The 16926-nt window shown below is 62.5% G+C and carries 16 protein-coding genes, 2 tRNA genes, 1 other RNA gene and 1 pseudogene; 7 read left to right on the forward strand and 13 right to left on the reverse strand.

What is annotated here, in order from left to right:
• Nucleotides 1-51 precede the first annotated feature (51 nt).
• Together ACFOSU_RS17680 and ACFOSU_RS17685 are read left to right on the forward strand one after the other, a co-directional pair.
• A complete protein-coding gene (locus tag ACFOSU_RS17680) occupies nucleotides 52-384 on the forward strand; it encodes a 4a-hydroxytetrahydrobiopterin dehydratase (protein WP_380691244.1) in 333 nt (110 codons plus the stop codon).
• A 162-nt stretch (nucleotides 385-546) separates the two neighbouring features.
• Nucleotides 547-1043 (forward strand): annotated as a pseudogene (locus ACFOSU_RS17685) (REP-associated tyrosine transposase).
• 440 nt (nucleotides 1044-1483) lie between these two features.
• Here the strand turns inward: ACFOSU_RS17685 and recR are convergent.
• The 13 genes from recR to dapA form a co-directional block, all read right to left on the reverse strand.
• Nucleotides 1484-2080 carry a recombination mediator RecR gene (recR, locus tag ACFOSU_RS17690; RefSeq protein ID WP_380691245.1) on the reverse strand — a complete coding sequence of 199 codons (597 nt, stop codon included), beginning with the start codon at nucleotides 2078-2080 and terminating at the stop codon, nucleotides 1484-1486.
• A gap of 71 nt (nucleotides 2081-2151) precedes the next feature.
• On the reverse strand, nucleotides 2152-2475 hold the full coding sequence (locus tag ACFOSU_RS17695; RefSeq protein ID WP_380691246.1) for a YbaB/EbfC family nucleoid-associated protein: 324 nt from the start codon (nucleotides 2473-2475) through the stop codon (nucleotides 2152-2154).
• Entirely contained in the window at nucleotides 2472-4466 is a 1995-nt protein-coding gene (gene dnaX / locus ACFOSU_RS17700; RefSeq protein ID WP_380691247.1) for a DNA polymerase III subunit gamma/tau, read from the reverse strand. The genes ACFOSU_RS17695 and dnaX overlap by 4 nt, the downstream gene beginning before the upstream one ends.
• Before the next feature lie 220 nt (nucleotides 4467-4686).
• Nucleotides 4687-4783, reverse strand: an RNA gene (ffs, locus tag ACFOSU_RS17705) — signal recognition particle sRNA small type.
• 50 nt (nucleotides 4784-4833) lie between these two features.
• Nucleotides 4834-4924, reverse strand: a tRNA-Ser gene (locus ACFOSU_RS17710).
• 46 nt (nucleotides 4925-4970) lie between these two features.
• Nucleotides 4971-5146, reverse strand: a tRNA-Ser gene (locus ACFOSU_RS17715).
• Between the two features lie 521 nt (nucleotides 5147-5667).
• Nucleotides 5668-5952 carry a hypothetical protein gene (locus ACFOSU_RS17720; protein ID WP_380691248.1) on the reverse strand — a complete coding sequence of 95 codons (285 nt, stop codon included), beginning with the start codon at nucleotides 5950-5952 and terminating at the stop codon, nucleotides 5668-5670.
• Nucleotides 5953-6131: 179 nt separating this feature from the next.
• A complete protein-coding gene (locus ACFOSU_RS17725) occupies nucleotides 6132-8276 on the reverse strand; it encodes a YjbH domain-containing protein (RefSeq protein WP_380691249.1) in 2145 nt (714 codons plus the stop codon).
• Complete coding sequence (locus ACFOSU_RS17730) at nucleotides 8276-9145, reverse strand: hypothetical protein (RefSeq protein ID WP_380691250.1); 870 nt, start codon at nucleotides 9143-9145, stop codon at nucleotides 8276-8278. Before ACFOSU_RS17730 ends, ACFOSU_RS17725 begins: the two co-directional genes overlap by 1 nt.
• Nucleotides 9118-9822, reverse strand: a complete 705-nt coding sequence (locus ACFOSU_RS17735; protein WP_380691251.1) for a hypothetical protein — start codon at nucleotides 9820-9822, stop codon at nucleotides 9118-9120. The genes ACFOSU_RS17730 and ACFOSU_RS17735 overlap by 28 nt, the downstream gene beginning before the upstream one ends.
• Nucleotides 9823-9841: 19 nt before the next feature.
• On the reverse strand, nucleotides 9842-10150 hold the full coding sequence (locus tag ACFOSU_RS17740) for a hypothetical protein (RefSeq protein ID WP_380691252.1): 309 nt from the start codon (nucleotides 10148-10150) through the stop codon (nucleotides 9842-9844).
• Between the two features lie 171 nt (nucleotides 10151-10321).
• Nucleotides 10322-10618 (reverse strand): hypothetical protein, encoded by a 297-nt coding sequence (locus tag ACFOSU_RS17745; protein ID WP_380691253.1) that lies wholly within the window; start codon nucleotides 10616-10618, stop codon nucleotides 10322-10324.
• 106 nt (nucleotides 10619-10724) lie between these two features.
• On the reverse strand, nucleotides 10725-11585 hold the full coding sequence (dapA, locus tag ACFOSU_RS17750) for a 4-hydroxy-tetrahydrodipicolinate synthase (protein ID WP_380691379.1): 861 nt from the start codon (nucleotides 11583-11585) through the stop codon (nucleotides 10725-10727).
• A 159-nt stretch (nucleotides 11586-11744) separates the two neighbouring features.
• Here dapA and ACFOSU_RS17755 point away from each other — a divergent pair, with 159 nt between their 5' ends.
• From ACFOSU_RS17755 to glcE, 5 genes are all read left to right on the forward strand, one after another.
• A complete protein-coding gene (locus tag ACFOSU_RS17755) occupies nucleotides 11745-12284 on the forward strand; it encodes a glycine cleavage system protein R (protein ID WP_380691254.1) in 540 nt (179 codons plus the stop codon).
• A 13-nt stretch (nucleotides 12285-12297) separates the two neighbouring features.
• Nucleotides 12298-12762 carry a peroxiredoxin gene (locus tag ACFOSU_RS17760; protein WP_380691255.1) on the forward strand — a complete coding sequence of 155 codons (465 nt, stop codon included), beginning with the start codon at nucleotides 12298-12300 and terminating at the stop codon, nucleotides 12760-12762.
• Between the two features lie 62 nt (nucleotides 12763-12824).
• Complete coding sequence (locus tag ACFOSU_RS17765; protein ID WP_380691256.1) at nucleotides 12825-14240, forward strand: PhoH family protein; 1416 nt, start codon at nucleotides 12825-12827, stop codon at nucleotides 14238-14240.
• A gap of 101 nt (nucleotides 14241-14341) precedes the next feature.
• Nucleotides 14342-15862 carry an FAD-linked oxidase C-terminal domain-containing protein gene (locus ACFOSU_RS17770; RefSeq protein ID WP_380691257.1) on the forward strand — a complete coding sequence of 507 codons (1521 nt, stop codon included), beginning with the start codon at nucleotides 14342-14344 and terminating at the stop codon, nucleotides 15860-15862.
• Entirely contained in the window at nucleotides 15859-16920 is a 1062-nt protein-coding gene (gene glcE, locus ACFOSU_RS17775; protein ID WP_380691258.1) for a glycolate oxidase subunit GlcE, read from the forward strand. The genes ACFOSU_RS17770 and glcE overlap by 4 nt, the downstream gene beginning before the upstream one ends.
• Nucleotides 16921-16926 lie beyond the last annotated feature (6 nt).

The following is a 16926-nucleotide window of genomic DNA, read 5'->3' on the forward strand; positions in this document are numbered from 1 at the left end:
AAAAGCGCCATGTTAATGTGATGATTCAACTTCGAAAGTCAGGCAACCACCATGTCCGATCTTGCTGAACGCCACTGCGCACCCTGCGAAAAAGGCACTCAACCGATGACGGGCGATCCCGTGGCCCAACGTCTGGGCGAACTCTCGAGCCACTGGCAAAACGCCGACGACGAGAAGATCGTCGGGACGTTCAAGTTCAAGAACTATTACCAGACCCAGGCATTCGTCAATGCGGTCGCCTATATCGCCCACGGTGAAGACCACCATCCGGATATCACCTTCGGCTACAACCAGTGCACGATCGAGCTGACGACCCACGCGATCGACGGTCTGTCGGACAACGATTTCATCAGCGCGGCCAAGATTGATCGGCTGCTCGATTGAAGCAGGCTCTCCGCCGCGCGATCCGGGCGGCATGGTGTCGGCTTAGGCCGCAGGCCGTAAGCCGACGTTGCCATTAGCCGCCACGATGGCTTGCCGCCGAACACATGCCGTTTGAAAGGCGCTAAGGTCGGAGATGACCCTTTCGCGCTGCTCGCTACGCCAATGCGCTATCGCCGGATATACCAGAACGGCGGCTGCTATTTCTTCACGGTGGTGACAGCTGGCCGCCAGCCCGTTCTCACCTGCCCTGCATCCATCCCGTTACTCAAAAACGCGTTTCGCACGGTACGGGGCAACCATCCTTTCATACTCGATGCCATCGTGATCCTGCCGGACCACCTGCATTGCCTGTAGACCCGCCCGCAAACGATGCCGATTTTTCAAAGCGGTGGCGGCTGATCAAGACGCACTTTTCCAAGCATTCAGCAATCAATGGGCAGTGCTGGCAACGCCGGTTCTGGGAGCACTGTATTCGAGACGATACGGACTTTCAGCAGCATCTCGCCTACATCCACTACAACCCCGTCAAGCATGGCCTTGTTGCGCGGGCGAGTGAATGGCCCTATTCGAGTTTTCACCGCTATGTGCGGCAAGGCGTCTATTCGGCGGAATGGGGACGTAGCGAACCCGATATCGCACATTCTGTGGGTCGCGAGTGATTGTGCTTGGCATTGGGTTCAAAGTGATGCAATGGTCGCGGGGCTGCGTTCCTCGTCGGATTACGCTGCGCTAATCCGCCCTACCGACACTACGAGGACGTTTTCGTAGGTTGGATTAGGCCGAAGGCCGTAATCCAACATCTGCGGGCCGCATGGCAATTCGATCCTCCGTTACATTACACGTGGCGCCGGCCGAAGATCGACGGGATCAAGCTTGCGTAAGCCGGCTTTGGTTCGCGAGTGATCGAGCTTGCCTTGGGGTCGGAGTGACATAATCACCGCCGGGGCTGCGTCCCTTGTCGGATTACGCTGTGCTAATCCGCCCGACGGGTGACCACAGCGCCGAAGCTTTCATGGGTTGAGTCAGGCGTAGGTCGGCTTAGGCCGCAGGCCGTAAGCCGACATCCGGGGTTCGGCACGGCATATCCAAATGCTATGACTTATATCGGCCGCCGGCCCGAAAACGCCTGGCTCAAGGTGCCGGCATCGACGTATTCGAGCTCGCCTCCGACCGGCACGCCGTGGGCAATACGCGAAACCCCGGCGTTGTGCTGGCGCGCCAGGTCGGCGACGTACTGGGCCGTCGCCTCGCCTTCCACGGTAGCGCCCGTTGCCAGAATGACTTCGGTGACGAGGCCGCGCGACAGTCGCTCGCGCAGGATATCCAGCCCGAGTTCGGCAGGCCCGATACCATCGATGGGCGACAAGCGCCCGAGCAGCACGAAATAGCGCCCGCGGAAATCGGTGTTCTGCTCGATCGCCATGACGTCGGCCGGGCTTTCCACCACGCAGACCAGGGCCGGATCGCGCCGCTCGTTGGCGCAGATATCGCACAGCTCGTTCTCGGTGAACATCCGGCAGTCGCGACAGTGCTGAATACAGGCCAGTGCCTGTTCCAGGCTGCGGGCCAGATAACGCCCGCCCTCGCGCTCGCGCTGCAGCACATGGAAGGCCATGCGCTGCGCGCTTTTGGCGCCAACGCCGGGCAGCACCCGCAAGGCATCTATGAGGCCGGTGAGCGCCGGTGAAAACGCCATCAGCTATTGAACAAGCCGGTGCACGATCTGCGCACCGGCGCGGCAATCGTAAAATGCTTTGCGCCCATCGCTCAGAACGGCAGATTCATGCCCGGCGGCAGGTCCATGCCCCCCGTGAGTTCCGACATCCGTTCCTTGGTCGTGGCACTCACGCGCTGCACGGCATCGTTCATCGCGGCCGCGATGAGGTCTTCCGCGAATTCCGGATCTTCCTCGAAGACGCTGGGATCGATCGATACCTTGCGCACTTCGTGCTTGCCGGTCATTACGACCTTCACCAGGCCGGCTCCGGATTCGCCGGTGACTTCCATCTTGGCGAGTTCTTCCTGCGCCTCCTGCATCTTGCCCTGCATCGCCTGGGCCTGCTGCATGATCTTGCCTATGGAACCTTTCATTGCTCTTCTCGCTGTTGCACCGCCGCTGACGGACGATTGGGCTTGATGGTTTCGGCGCGCACCGTGGCGCCGAGCCGGTCCCGCAGTTGGCGGACGACCGGGTCATTTTCTATCGAGGCGACAGCATCGCGCTGACGCGCCTGTGCATCCTGTTCGATGCGCTGCGCGGGGGTGTCGGTTGCCTCCTCCACATACTCGATGACCAACTGCGGCGCCTCCGCGGGCGCCCAGTAGGCAGCCAGCGCGCCTTGAAGTGATTCGCGCGCGGAAGGTGTGGCCAGAAATTCGTTCACGCGCGCCAGCGCGAGCACGATGCGGCCATCGTCCATATGCTGGCACAGGCCGTTGTTGGCCAGCTGCGCCGCGAAGCCGGCCAAGCCGAGCCGTGGCACCAACGCCGACCAGTCTTCGGGGTGGTCGCCGCTCTGCGTGGCTGGCGGCGGCGAAGGCTGCGTGTCGCTATCGGCTTGTGGTGCGGGCTTCTGCGGCGGCGTAACGTCCGCCGCGTGCCCGTTGACCGGCCTGCTGGCGGACTCGTCACCCGGCACGGAGGCAATCTGCTCTGCGTTCGCCGTATTGCCTGTGGCTGCTTGCTCCAACGCCCCCTCTACCGGCGCGCTTCGGCGGGTTTCATCATCCTGCTCCGGGCTCGGCGTTTTTGCCTGCGGCGCGGGCTCGACTGCTGCGGCCGTATCCGTAGTCGGCATCGGCGGGCGCTGGGGTTCGTTCGGAGCCGGCGATTCGGCCGCCTGCCTTGTCGGCGGCCGCGCGCTATCCGAACGCGGCTTCGACAACTGCGCCCTGACCTGTGCCGCGGCCTGTTTTGCCGTTTGCGCCGGGCTGCCGGACGAAGACGGCGCCGCGCCGCCGTCGCCTTGCGACGCTTGCGGCGGCATATCCTGCGAGGCGCTCGGCACGAACGCCAGCATGCGCAAAACACTCATCTTGACGCCGACCAGCGGGTCCGGCGCGAACGCGAGATCGCGTATGCCGGCAAGCGCGATATCGTAGAACAGTTGCACTGCGCTCGGCTCGGCGCGCGTGGCCGCATCCCGCCACGGTTCGGCCGCCTCGTCCACGACCTCGCCGACAATCTGAATCGTGGCGATATGCTGCCAGGCGGTCGCCAGCGCTTCCAGCAGATAACGCATGTCGATGCCCTGGGCATAGAGTGCGGCGAGTGCATCGAGTGCGCGCGGCGCGTCCGGGGCGATGATCGCGTCTACGAGGTCGGCGACCCGCGCATGCCCGATCGTGCCCAGCATATCCCGGACTTCGTCGGCCGCCAGCGCGCCACCGCCGAAGGCAATCGCCTGATCGAGCAGGGACAGGCCGTCACGCATGCTGCCGTCGGCCGCGCGCGCGATTTCTTCGAGTGCATCGTCGCTCGCCTGCAGCGACTCGGCGTCGACGATATGACGCAGTTGGCCGGCGATCTCGGTGACCGGCAGACGCTTGAGCGGAAATTGCAGGCACCGCGAAAGGATGGTGACCGGAATCTTCTCCGGCTCGGTCGTCGCCAGCAGGAACTGCACGCGCGGCGGCGGCTCTTCCAGCGTCTTCAACAAGGCATTGAAGGAATGCTTGGAGAGCATGTGCACCTCATCGATGAGATACACCTTGGTGCGTCCGCGCGTGGGCGCGTACTGCACGTTATCCATCAGATCGCGGGTGTCATCGACGCCGGTGCGCGATGCCGCGTCCACTTCGATGAGATCGACGAATCGGCCTTCGTCAATCTCGCGGCAGGTCGCACAGCCTTGGTCGCCCTGGCAGGGATGGGCGCTGACCCCGTTATCGCAGTTCAGGCACTTGGCGATGATCCGCGCCAGCGTGGTCTTGCCAACCCCGCGGGTGCCGGAAAACAGCAGCGCATGGTGCAGCTTCTGATTCTCCAGCGCATGCGAGAGCGCACGCACGACGTGCTTCTGACCGACCAGTTCGTCGAAGCGGCGCGGCCGCCACGTCCGCGCGAGCGCCTGAAAGCTCATGCGGTTTGCGGGCCGGTCGGACATGTTGGAAAAACTGGGCTGGTCATGATCCGCCTGATTCGCGTGATGGGACTGCGCGCGTCGCGTATCGCCAGACTATCGCGTCGGTGCCTGCAACTTTCAAGCAAGCCGGCGTTGATGGTCGCCTGCGCACCGTCCATGCGCAACTGTGTCGCGCAACCGTTATCAAACGGTTCGGACATTTCCTAAAGGTGGCGGCCCGCGCCAGCGACACCCCGGCGCCCGAGTCCGCCGCTACCGTTGCTCCCTTCCGGGCCTGGCGGGGTTTGCGGCATATCGTCGCGGGGGCACCGACGCGGGCCACCATTGCTGCTGGCTGGTCGATTAGGGTTCGACTCAGCCGTATTGGCGGAGAGAGAGGGATTCGAACCCTCGGTACGGGGTTACCGCACACACGCTTTCCAGGCGTGCTCCTTCGACCGCTCGGACATCTCTCCTTCAAAACGGGTTCAAATTGTAACTTATGCAGCAGCCCTTGCGGGCTGCCGAGAGAGGGATTGCTACGCGACACTCGCGTGTCGCTTGTCCTGCGGACTCACATGAAGCATGTTCGCGTCAGCCGCAATGCGGCTGGTCGAACCCTCGGTACGGCCTAGTTAATGGTCAGGCCGCACACACGCTTTCCAGGCGTGCTCCTTCGACCGCTCGGACATCTCTCCTTCAAAAACGGATTCAAATTGTAACTTACGCAGCAGCCCTTGCGGGCTGCCGAGAGAGGGATTGCTACGCGACACTCGCGTGTCGCTTGTCCTGCGGACTCACATGAAGCATGTTCGCGTCAGCCGCAATGCGGCTGGTCGAACCCTCGGTACGAGCTGATCAATGATCAGACCGCACACACTTGTATGAGCGTCTACTTCGACCGCTCGGGCATCTCTCCCAGTAATCGAGCGCGAATTGTAACGTATTCAGTGGCTCTTTCGGGCCGTCGCAGGCCGGAAATTCCTGAGCCATGCCGAATCCGCCGGTGAGTTATGGCAATTCAGTAACGTAGGTCGGCTTAGGCCCTGGCCGTAAGCCGACGGAACGCAGGATATCTGCCGTGGATATCGACGATCTTGCGCTCTATACAATTGGTTAGCCAGCCGACCGGCTGTCGGGTTACGCCTGCGGCTAACCCGACCTACGCAAGACGTCGGCATCGATAGGCCATAGACGTTATAGCCGATAGACCCGCGTTTCAGTGGCTTGTCATCGCCGGCGGCGTGACCAGGCAGCGGGCCGCTGGGTCCTCTTCGTCGATTCCGGCGGGCGCCTGCTCGTACGTGCCCACTGGCCCGCTGGCCACATCGGGAATCCGCAAACTCGGGTCGGGCGCTGGCACATCCAACCCCGCCGGGCTCTTCAGCGGCGGAAAGGTCTTGGCGTCCATATAGGACTGGGGCTTGAGGCAGTCCGGCGTGGCGCTACAGGCCGAGAGCAACAGCGCCGATATCGCCAGCATCAGATAAACCGTTTTCTTCACTATGGCTCCCGTACATTCTTGAATAGCAGGCAATCGCGCAGTGGGCCGCCCATGGCGGGCCTGCGCGACCCCACCATCCTGGCGACCTGCCAGGAGCCGCATCCTACCACCTGACGGCACACGCTGACCCGGCTTTCGAGCAGCGACCCGACAAGAGTCGGCAATCCCGGCTTGAGACTCTATTCGTCCTCGTCGACGAAATTATCCCAGTAACGACCCAGCTGACGCTCGTTGGTGATGCCGTAGAGGGTGTAGCGGCGTTGCAGCTTGGCGCCGCCGTCTCGCGTGAGCGGACGCCATGCGACACTCGCATAGTCGCGACTCGACTTGGTGAAGAACAGGTCCAACGGCATGCTGATGTAGATGCCCTTGTCGAAGCTGCCCTCGCCATAGTCGTTGCCAGCATCGGTAAAGGTAGCGTATGCCCCGAGGCGCACGCCCGACTCGAACTGGCGCGAGAAATCCAGGGTCGTACCAAGGTCGCCGGCCAGGTATCGACCGACGCTGATCGCCGCGCGCACGTCCTGGAAGCCGGTATCGACATAGGCCGTGACATTGCCGACCCAGGTTTCATAGTCGCGCAGACCGAAACGGGTGTCGAAATCACGCTGCTTGACGTAATTGGCATCGAACCCCAGCGCGACCGGGCTGTTGAACGGCCGGTACATCAATTCGCCGCCCGCACCGGCATACATCTGCTCCAGATAGCCGGCGTAGGCCATGCCGAACCAGTTGTCCGACAGCCGCGCGGTCCGCGTGTACTGCAGATTCTCGAGGCCGAGATCGGTTTCCTGGAGATAATTACCGATATAGGTGCGCACCCGTGGCAGCTTGGAATCGGCAATGTAATTGTAGTTGTCGAAGTTATCGAGCAGCGTATAGGTCAGCTTCCCGGACAACCAGCCATGATCGTCGGTTCTGTACTCCGCGCTCGCGCGGGCAAGGATCTGGTAGAGATAGCCGTCGGGACCGCCGTAGTTCTGCTTGAGCTCCGGGCCGAGATTCCAGGAAAAACGGTCCTTGGGCGCCTCGTACAACGTCTGTTCGCTGTCCCGATCAATACGCTGTCGCGACGCGGCCACGGACTCAACGCCGAGACGATAGTCATCGTCGCTGAAGGTTTCGGACGGCTCGAGCAGCAATGGCTTCTGGGGCAACGGATCGCGCGGCAGTTCGTCTTCGCGCATTGCCATTCCGCGCACCTTCCAGCGGTAGCGGAACGTGTCGATGCCACCATCTACCGAGTTGTGCAGGATACGGTTCGCGCGCAGCTCGGCCTCCGGGGTGGCGCGATATCGCGTGGATACGCCTTCCACGACGAGCTCCGACCCTTTTTTACTGATACGTGTGGCGGAGACGCCCGCATTGCTGCTCAGCTGCGCCGCGACCGCCTTCCAGTCATTGGTGGCGTTGTCGTCGGTCGGCTTCGGCACCACCGGCGCCGGGTCGCTCTTGGGCTGGTTCACGGTTGCGAGATTCAGGCTGAGCGTGCCGCCGATCATGGCGGTATTGCCTCTCTCCCACGCCGCCGACAGGGTCAGATTATCGCTGACCCGCAGGCGCGCGCCGATATTGATGGGCGAATCCTGATCCTGCGCATTGTCCAGCGGCTCGTTGTCGTAATCGTGGCCATCGTATTCGAGCTGCAGGGTCAGAGGTTTGTATGGCGTCTGGTACTGGACGCCGCCAAAGAGATTGGCTGGACCGGTGAAAAACTGCTTGAAATTGAATTTCCCGCCACCGTCGGCCGTGCGCCCCACCCGGTCTTCGAAACGGTCCCCGAAAACACGCAACGGGTTGTCGATATCGCCACGCGAGCCGAGATAACCCCAGCCGATACCGACGCTGAAGTCCAGATCGTACCAGCGCTTGTTGGCCACGAAATATTCGCTGCCAAACAGTCCGGTTCCGCCCAGATCACGAAAGCCCAGAGCGACGGCCGGCAATAGACGGCTTTCGTTGAGCAGTTTCAGCTTCAGTCGCACGCCTTTGTCCAGCGTTGCACGATCTTCATCGGACGCCTGGTACTGCCGATTGCCGATCGACGTATAGCGAAAGCCGGCCTCCATCCACGAAAACGGCTGAAGACTGAATCCGTAATTGGTGTAGGGATCGATCCGCGCCAGGTTGAAGGAGAAGTCCCCCACCGGAGCCATGCGCGCGGTCGGCGTCTGCAGCAGGCCGACGCCGCCGAAGTCACTCTGAAAAACAGGCAGCGTGCCGGTATGTTCTTCTGCAAGGGCGCTGCTGCCTGCCAATACGGGAACAAGCACAACGCAACTGGTGGCAAGAAGGCGATTCAAGCGACGGCGCGAACAAGCCATTACTTCGCACCTCCGCGGATCGGCAATTCACGACAATTCACGCCGGGGGCACTATGTGCTATCACCCGCGCGATGGTGTCGCGAATCCAGAGCAGGCCGTCGCCTTTCAGCGGCAATGCCGCCACGACCCGCGCGCCCGGCTGCAGGCGTGTATCGGCGAAATTCCATGCCGCCACACCGTAGCGATCGACACTGCCATCCGGATTGACCACTGCGACCTGATCAGAAGGCCCTGCGTCCACCGGATGCGGTTTGCGGGTCACATCAGACAGCATGAGGCCGGATTTCCATGCGAGTCGCTCGACTCCGTTACTGTCCCAGACCTCGACCCATGCGGGGACTTCACAGGCGCCGATCACGGCCAGCGACGACACTGGCGGATTCCTGTTGGGATGAACCAGAAGCCAGGACGGCGACCAGGTGCCCGGCTCGCGAGCGGTATGCATATCATCAAGGGCTGTCTGCCACTGAGCCAGGGCTGCACGGTATTTCTTGTAGCGGCCGTTATCGAGCCGCCAGTCCAGCGAATCCAGCTCTCGAGACAGATCCTGTCTGCGGGCCTGCTGATTGGCGTCAGTCGTCTTTGCGCGAATATAGCTATACGGCCAGGCGATAGTATCCACATCAGGAAAGGCCAGCCATATATCGAGCAACGATACGCGCTCGTTGGCCACCTGGGTGTTGTCGTCGGCGATCGCAACATTGCCCGAAAACATCGCGACAATCATCAAGACAGGCATAAACCTGGCGATCAGATGCCTTCTCCGATCGCCGCATGACGGTTCACTGTCGGTTCTCTTCCCCATGATCGCGCATCCACCCTGATTACCGTACAGCCCGTTCACCACCAGGGTCGGGCGACGCGCCATTCATACAGGGGCGAGCCCGGCCACGCTACCACCTCGGCTGCCCAGACCCGGTGATTTTCCGGATCACGCCACAACACGGAGGCGGTCTGCTTGCCCCGCTCCCATGACAGCGTTTCCACACAACGCTCGAGCGCACGCGTAGTCAGCGGGAGCTTCTTCTCCACCGTACCGGGCGCGCACACCAGATCAGCACTCGCACGCCCGCTGTCGGTCTCACCGTCGGCGTTGGTCCAACTCCGGGTTACCGTGTAATGCACCGGCGCATTGATTTCACCCGACCAGGGCGTTTTCTTGTCGCCCGCCGCATAGCCGCTTATCCGCGTCATGTGCAACTCGGGCACCAGGCCCCCGCTCGATTCCAGATAGCCGTCTCTCAGCACCACCGTCTCGCGCCGGCTCGTCTGCCAGAACGTCAGCCCCTGGGAGATATTGGACAGAATGAGCAAGCCACCGCGGCCACCGATGCCGAAATCAATCGACGCGTAGGAAACATCCCGGGCTCTATCGGACACGTCGGCGCGACCCGGCAGGAAACTGGAAAGCGTGGATACCAGCGGGTTGGCACTGTTGGTCGAGCAACCCGCGAGCCCGACACCCAGAAAACAAACACCGAGCACACAAAGAAAGACCGCCCTAAGGCGGTCTTTCAGAGTGCCGATGAAGGCACAGGTTCTCATCTGGCGAATGCCGGATCGATCAATTGGTACCGGTCGTACCCGTGGTGCCAGTCGTACCCGTGGTGCCGGTGGTGCCCGTGGCGCCATCGCCCAGATCAACACTGTGGTTGTCATCGCCGCTGTTGGCCACGGCAAACGCAGTACCGATCAGAACAGCCGCGCTCACGCCAGCCGCAACGCCATAGGCGGTATTCTGCGCGTTATCCGAACCAGCGGCGCCGCCGGTCGCCATCGTGTCGCTATCGCTGCTGGCGCCGCCCTGGGCAAAAGCCGCGGGGGAGGACAGTGCGAACAGAGCAACGCTGGCAGCAGCAAGAATCTTTTTCATAATGGTGTACCTCCCAAAAAACTTACGAGCAAAAACTACTCGGGCCTTAACTTACTTCGTTATCGACAAAAACACAAGCGAATCAACCCTCATGCATCAAATTTAATTCCCGCACATTTCATCGGAACCATCCTTGTCTATAGCCCAATCCGAGTAGCCACCCAAGGCGTATTACCGAGTACCCGTGGTTCCGGTCGTACCCGTGGTTCCCGTAGTTCCGGTGCCACCGGCATCGACGCTGTCGTTGTCGTCATCACCGCTGTTCGCCAGCGCAAAAGCACCACCGATGACAGCCGCGGCCCCGACGCCTGCCAGCACCATATTAGTGGAGACAGCCGCTTTATCGCCTGCTGCACCGCCCGACTGAACGTTCGATGCCGGCGCGCTCGATTCGGCACTACGCTGCGCGAAGCTTGCCGGCGCCACAAGAAATACGGCCGCGGCAACAGCGATTGTCAAAGCTTTCATGACGGGCGACCTGTCAGGTGGTTTGCACGCGAGTCGAGCCTACGAAAGTCATTTGACAAGCGCAAGTCAGTCCCCGACAGCGCGCACTGAACTGTTGCATGGCTGCTCAAACCAGAGAAAGCCCCGCCAAGGCGTCACGCACCGGCTCGTGAAAATGATCTGCCAGCGGCGTCATCGGCAACCGAATACCCGGACCGATGAGCCCCATTTGATTGAGCGCCCATTTGACCGGAATCGGGTTCGGCTCGAGGAATAGCGTGGTATGCAGCGGCTGCAGCTGGGCATCGAGGGTTTCGGCGCGCTGGCGATCACCGGCTATGGCAGCTGCACACATCTCGTGCATCAGCTTCGGCGCGACATTGGCAGTTACCGAGATATCGCCCTTGCAGCCGACGAGCATCGATTCCATTGCGGTCCCGTCGTCACCCGAGAAGATCGCCATACCGTCGCCGATCTCCTTGATGAGCATGTGCATCCGTTCGACCGAGCCCTTGGCTTCCTTGAGTGCGACGATGTTCTCGATCTCGGCCAGCCGCGCCACCGTTTCCGGCAGCATGTCGACGCCGGTGCGGCTGGGCACGTTGTAGAGCACCTGCGGAATATCCACGGCCATCGCGATGGCATGAAAATGCCGATACAGGCCTTCCTGGGTCGGTTTGTTGTAGTACGGCGTGACCAGCAGGCAGGCATCGGCGCCCGCGCGCTGGGCATGCCGGGTCAGGCGGATCGCTTCGTCCGTGGCGTTGCCGCCGGTGCCGGCAATGACGGGCACACGCTTGTCGACCAGTTCCACCGCGCGCTCGATGACTTCGTCATGCTCGCGAAAGCCCAGCGTGGCGGACTCGCCGGTGGTGCCAACCGCGACGATACCGTCCGTACCCTCGGCGATATGCCAGTCGATGAGTTTTTCCAGGCTGTCCCAGTCGACACTGCCATCGGCGTGCATGGGGGTGACGATCGCCACCATGCTGCCACCCAGTTCCAGATTGCCTTGTGCCACGATATCTCCTCAACGCTGACAACAGCCAAATAGCCCGGCGATTGTACCCGCGTGAAGCAGCCTCTTGTAGTGCTAACATAACCGGCTTTTCCGCTTACCGAATTTATTCAGGATCAAGCCGCGCCCATGCCGGAAATCAAGAAATATCTATCGATCGTGGCACTCGGCGAAAACCGCGACAAACTCGCCCGCGATCTCGTCGGCGCGATTGCGCGTCGCGGCTGTGAAGTCAACGAGTGCCGAATCACGCCGCTGGGCGACCATTTTTCGGCGGCGATGCTGCTGGCCGGCAACTGGAGCGCGATGGGCAAGATGGAGAGCGCGCTGCCCGGGCTGGCGGAACACCTCGGCCTGGCGATCCAGTTTCAGCACGCGCGGCCCGCAGAGCCGCAGACCGATTTCCGGCCCTATGCGGCGGAAGTCGTGGCCCCGCAGCAGCCGCGCCTGCTCGGCGAACTGTTGGATTTCTTCACCGAGCAGGAAACCAACGTCGTCGAAGTCAGCTCGCAGGCCTATGATTCCGGACTGACGGGCGCGGCCATGTGTACTCTGCACATGGCGCTGCAGGTGCCGGTCAATCATCATCCCCAGACCCTGCGGGATGCATTCATGGATGTCTGCGACGACCTGCACGCGGACGGCCTGCTCGACCCGATCAAGACATAGAGAGTTTCTGTTGATGAGCTTAGATATCCAGGATCAGGCGCCCGCCTTCAAGGCGCCGGCCACCGGCGACAAGCAGCTGCGTCTGGCCGATTTCTCCGGCCGCACCCTCGTGCTCTATTTCTACCCGCGCGACAACACGCCGGGCTGTACCCAGGAAGGCGAAGCGTTTCGCGATCTGTACGCACAGTTCCAGCAGGCGGGCGCGGAAATCGTGGGCGTGTCGCGCGATTCGATTCGCAAGCACGAAAATTTTCGCGCCAAGTACGACTTCCCCTTCGACCTGATCAGCGATGCCGACGAGAAGATCTGCGTGGCCTACGACGTGCTCAAGGAAAAGAGCATGTACGGGCGCACGCACATCGGCATCGAACGCAGTACCTTCGTTATCGACGGTGACGGCGTCATCCGTCATGTGTGGCGCGGCGTGAAAGTCGCCGAGCACGCCGACGAAGTACTGGCGGCGGTACGCGCGCTCTAAAGCAAGACACCGACCGCAACCCGCCCCGACCCAGCTTTCATTATCCGACCGGGATCCAGCCGATGTCGCAACGCGTTTTTGTTCTCGACACCAACGTGCTCATGCACGATCCGACCGCCCTGTTCCGGTTCCAGGAACATGACATTTTCGTGCCGATGGTGGTTCTGGAAGAGTTGGACGCCGGCAAGAAAGGCGTCTCCGAAGTGGCCCGCAACGTGCGTCAGGTCAGCCGCTTCATCGACGGCCTGATGGCCGGCAAGAGTCACGAGGAAATCGAAGCCGGGCTGCCGCTGGACCAGGGCATCGAGTTCGTTTCCAACGGCGTGAACAAGGGCGAGACCCCGCACGCCATCGGCCGGCTCTACTTCGAAACCCGACCCGCCCAGGGCAGCCTGCCGGCCATGCTGCCGGGCAACAAGGCCGATAATTCGATCCTGCTGTCGGCGCTGTCGCTGCGAAACATCTTCTCCCAGTCCGAGATCGTGCTGGTGTCCAAGGACATCAACCTGCGCATCAAGGCGTCGGTGATCGGCATCGAAGCCGAGGACTACACCAACGACAAGGTGCTCGAAGACCTCGACCTGCTCTACACCGGCCACGGCGAACTGCCGGAGGATTTCTGGGATACCCACGGCCAGACCATGGAGTCGTGGCAGGACGGCGGGCGAGCCTTCTATCGCCTCACCGGCCCGGAAGTGGCCAACTGGCATCTCAATGAACTGCTGCACTTCGAGCGCGAGAACGATGTCGAGCTGATCACCCGCGAGATCGAAGACGACACCAGCGTGCTCGAACTCGCTCAGGATTACCGCGAGGGCAAGCAGTCGGTCTGGGGCGTGCATGCGCGCAACCGCGAGCAGAACTTCGCACTCAACCTGCTCATGGACCCGGACGTCGACATGGTCACCCTGCTGGGCGCCGCGGGCACGGGCAAGACCCTGCTCACGCTCGCCGCCGCACTCGCCCAGACGCTGGACGAGTCGCGCTACCGCGAAATCATCATGACCCGCGTAACCGTTCCGGTCGGCGACGACATAGGGTTTCTCCCAGGGACCGAGGAAGAGAAGATGACGCCCTGGATGGGAGCGCTCATGGACAACCTGGAAGTGCTCACCGGCAACGGCGCCGGCTCCGACTGGGAGCGCGCCGCCACCAACGAGCTGTTGTCCAAGCGCATCAAGATCCGTTCGGTGAACTTCATGCGCGGGCGCACCTTCCTGGAGCGCTTCGTGATTCTCGACGAGGCCCAGAACCTCACGCCCAAGCAGATGAAGACACTCATCACGCGCGCCGGCCCCGGCACCAAGTTCGTCTGCCTCGGCAATCTGGCGCAAATCGATACGCCCTATCTCACCGAGACCACGTCCGGTCTGACCAACGTGGTCGATCGTTTCCGCAACTGGCGCCACGCCGGCCACGTCACCCTGGCCCGCGGCGAACGCTCGCGTCTGGCCGACTATGCCTCTGATAAGCTCTAGAGTAATCGTCAATACCCGGCGCGGAGCAGGCCCGATATGGCCGTCACCGCCGCCCGTCGACGCCGGCGCTGCTCGCCGCAGATAACGCACGAGGAACTGCCATGGCCGATTCCGCAATCGCCACCCCCCATCCCGCCGACAACGCCGAACACGTGCTCTCAGCACGGGTCGACAAGGCGGCGCTGATCGAAAAGCTGACTGCCGAACTGCCGGCGGAAACGGTCCTGCACGCGCACGAGGATCTGACCCCGTTCGAATGCGACGGCCTGGCCGCCTATCGGCAAGTGCCCATGATCGCGATCCTGCCCGACTCGATCGAGCAGGTGCAGACCGCCCTGCGTATCTGCCATGCCAACGACGTGCCGGTGGTGGCACGCGGCGCCGGCACCGGCCTGTCGGGCGGCGCGCTGCCGCTCGACAACGGCGTGCTGCTGTCGCTGGCCAAGTTCAAGAAGATCGTCGATATCGATCCGCAGAACCGGCGCGCTACCGTCCAGCCGGGCGTACGCAATCTCGCGATCTCGGAAGCGGTGGATCACCTGGGGCTTTACTACGCGCCGGACCCGTCATCCCAGATCGCCTGCTCGATCGGCGGCAACGTGGCCGAGAATTCCGGCGGCGTGCACTGCCTTAAATACGGCCTGACCACGCACAACATCCTGCAGATCGAGATCGTGACCATCGAGGGCGAGCGCCTGACCATCGGCAGCCACGCCCTCGATACCCCCGGCTACGACCTGCTCGCGCTGATGACCGGTTCCGAAGGCCTGCTCGGCGTGATCGTCGAGGTGGTGGTCAAGCTGCTGCCCAAGCCCGAACTGGCGCGTGTGGCCATGGTGGCCTTCGACGACGTACGCAAGGCGGGCAACGCCGTTGCCGCCATCATCCAGGCCGGCATTGTGCCCGCCGGGCTGGAAATGCTCGACAGCCCGGCCATTATTGCCACAGAGGAATTCGTGCACGCCGGCTATCCCACAGACGCCGCAGCCATCCTGCTGTGTGAGGTCGACGGCACCGAGGCCGAAGTGGAAGAACATATCGCCGACGTGCGCGAGGTCATGGAACGCGAAGGCGCCGTGGACATCCGCATCTCCCGCGACGCCGCCGAACGCGCCCTGTTCTGGGCCGGTCGCAAGGCGGCCTTCCCGGCCATGGGCCGTATCTCGCCGGATTATTACTGCATGGATGGCACCATTCCACGCAAGGCACTGGCCGACGTGCTGATCGGCATCAGCGAACTGTCGGAAAAATACGGCCAGTGCGTGGCCAACGTCTTTCATGCGGGCGACGGCAACCTGCATCCGCTGATTCTCTACGACGCGAACAAGGAAGGTGAGCTGGAAGCCACCGAAGCCTTCGGTGGCGCGATCTGCGAGCTGTGTCTGGAACACGGCGGCACGATTACCGGCGAGCACGGCGTCGGCATGGAGAAGATCGACCAGATGTGCGTGCAGTTTCCTGAACCCGAGCTCATCCAGTTCCATGCCGTGAAGGCCGCCTTCGACGCCAAGAGCCTGCTCAACCCCGGCAAGGCCGTGCCCACGCTGCACCGCTGTGCCGAGTTCGGCGCCATGCATGTCCATAACGGCGATCTGCCCTTCCCCGATCTGGAGCGACTGTGACCTCGACCGCCGACCTGACCAACGAACTGACCGGGGCCGTCGCGCAGGCGTTCAATGACCAGACCCCGCTGCTGATCAGCGCCGGCGGCAGCAAGTCGTTTCTGGGTGAGCGCAGCGATGGCGAACTGCTGGACGTGACCGGTCATCGCGGCATCGTCAGCTACGAGCCGGGCGAGCTGGTGATGACCGCACGTGCTGGCACCCCACTGGCCGAAATCGAAGCCGCCCTCGCCGACAAGAACCAGATGCTCGCCTTCGAGCCGCCCCACTATGGCGACAATGCCACCCTCGGCGGCACGATTGCTGCCGGCGTATCCGGCCCGGCGCGCCCGTTCACCGGCTCGGCGCGTGATTTCGTGCTCGGTACGCGCATCATCAACGGGCGCGGCGAGGCGCTGCGCTTCGGCGGCGAGGTGATGAAGAACGTCGCCGGCTACGACCTTTCCCGGCTGATGGCAGGCGCGTTCGGCACGCTGGGCGTGCTGCTCGACGTCAGCCTCAAGGTGCTGCCGCTGCCGCGCGAACAGGTGACGCTGATGTTTGAAAAAGACGCCGACGGTGCGCTGGCGCATTTCAGCGAATGTCTGCTCAAGCCCTGGCCGATCACCGCCGCCTACTGGGAAGCCGGCCGCAGCTATCTACGCCTGGCCGGGGCCGCGACATCGGTCGAATCCGCGTCGAAGACACTCGGCGGCGAACGACTCGACGACGACAAGGCGTTCTGGCAGGCGATCCGCGAACACAAGAGCGCGTTTTTCCAGGACGAGCGCCCGCTCTGGCGGCTGTCGGTGGCACCGGCCACGCCGACGCTCGATATCGAAGGCGATTGCGTGGTCGACTGGGGCGGCGCGCAGCGCTGGCTGCTTTCCAACGCCGACGCCGCCACGATTCGCGAGCGCGCCAATGAACTCGGCGGCCATGCCACGTGCTACCGCGGCGATGCCAGCCCGCGTTTTCATCCGCTGCCCGATGCCATGCTGGCGGTCCACAAACGCGTCAAGCAATCTCTGGACCCGGCCGGCATTCTAAATCGCGGCCGTCTTTATTCCGATTTCTAGTTCGAC

It is taken from the genome of Salinisphaera aquimarina (genome assembly GCF_042643355.1).
Lineage (GTDB): Bacteria > Pseudomonadota > Gammaproteobacteria > Nevskiales > Salinisphaeraceae > Salinisphaera > Salinisphaera aquimarina.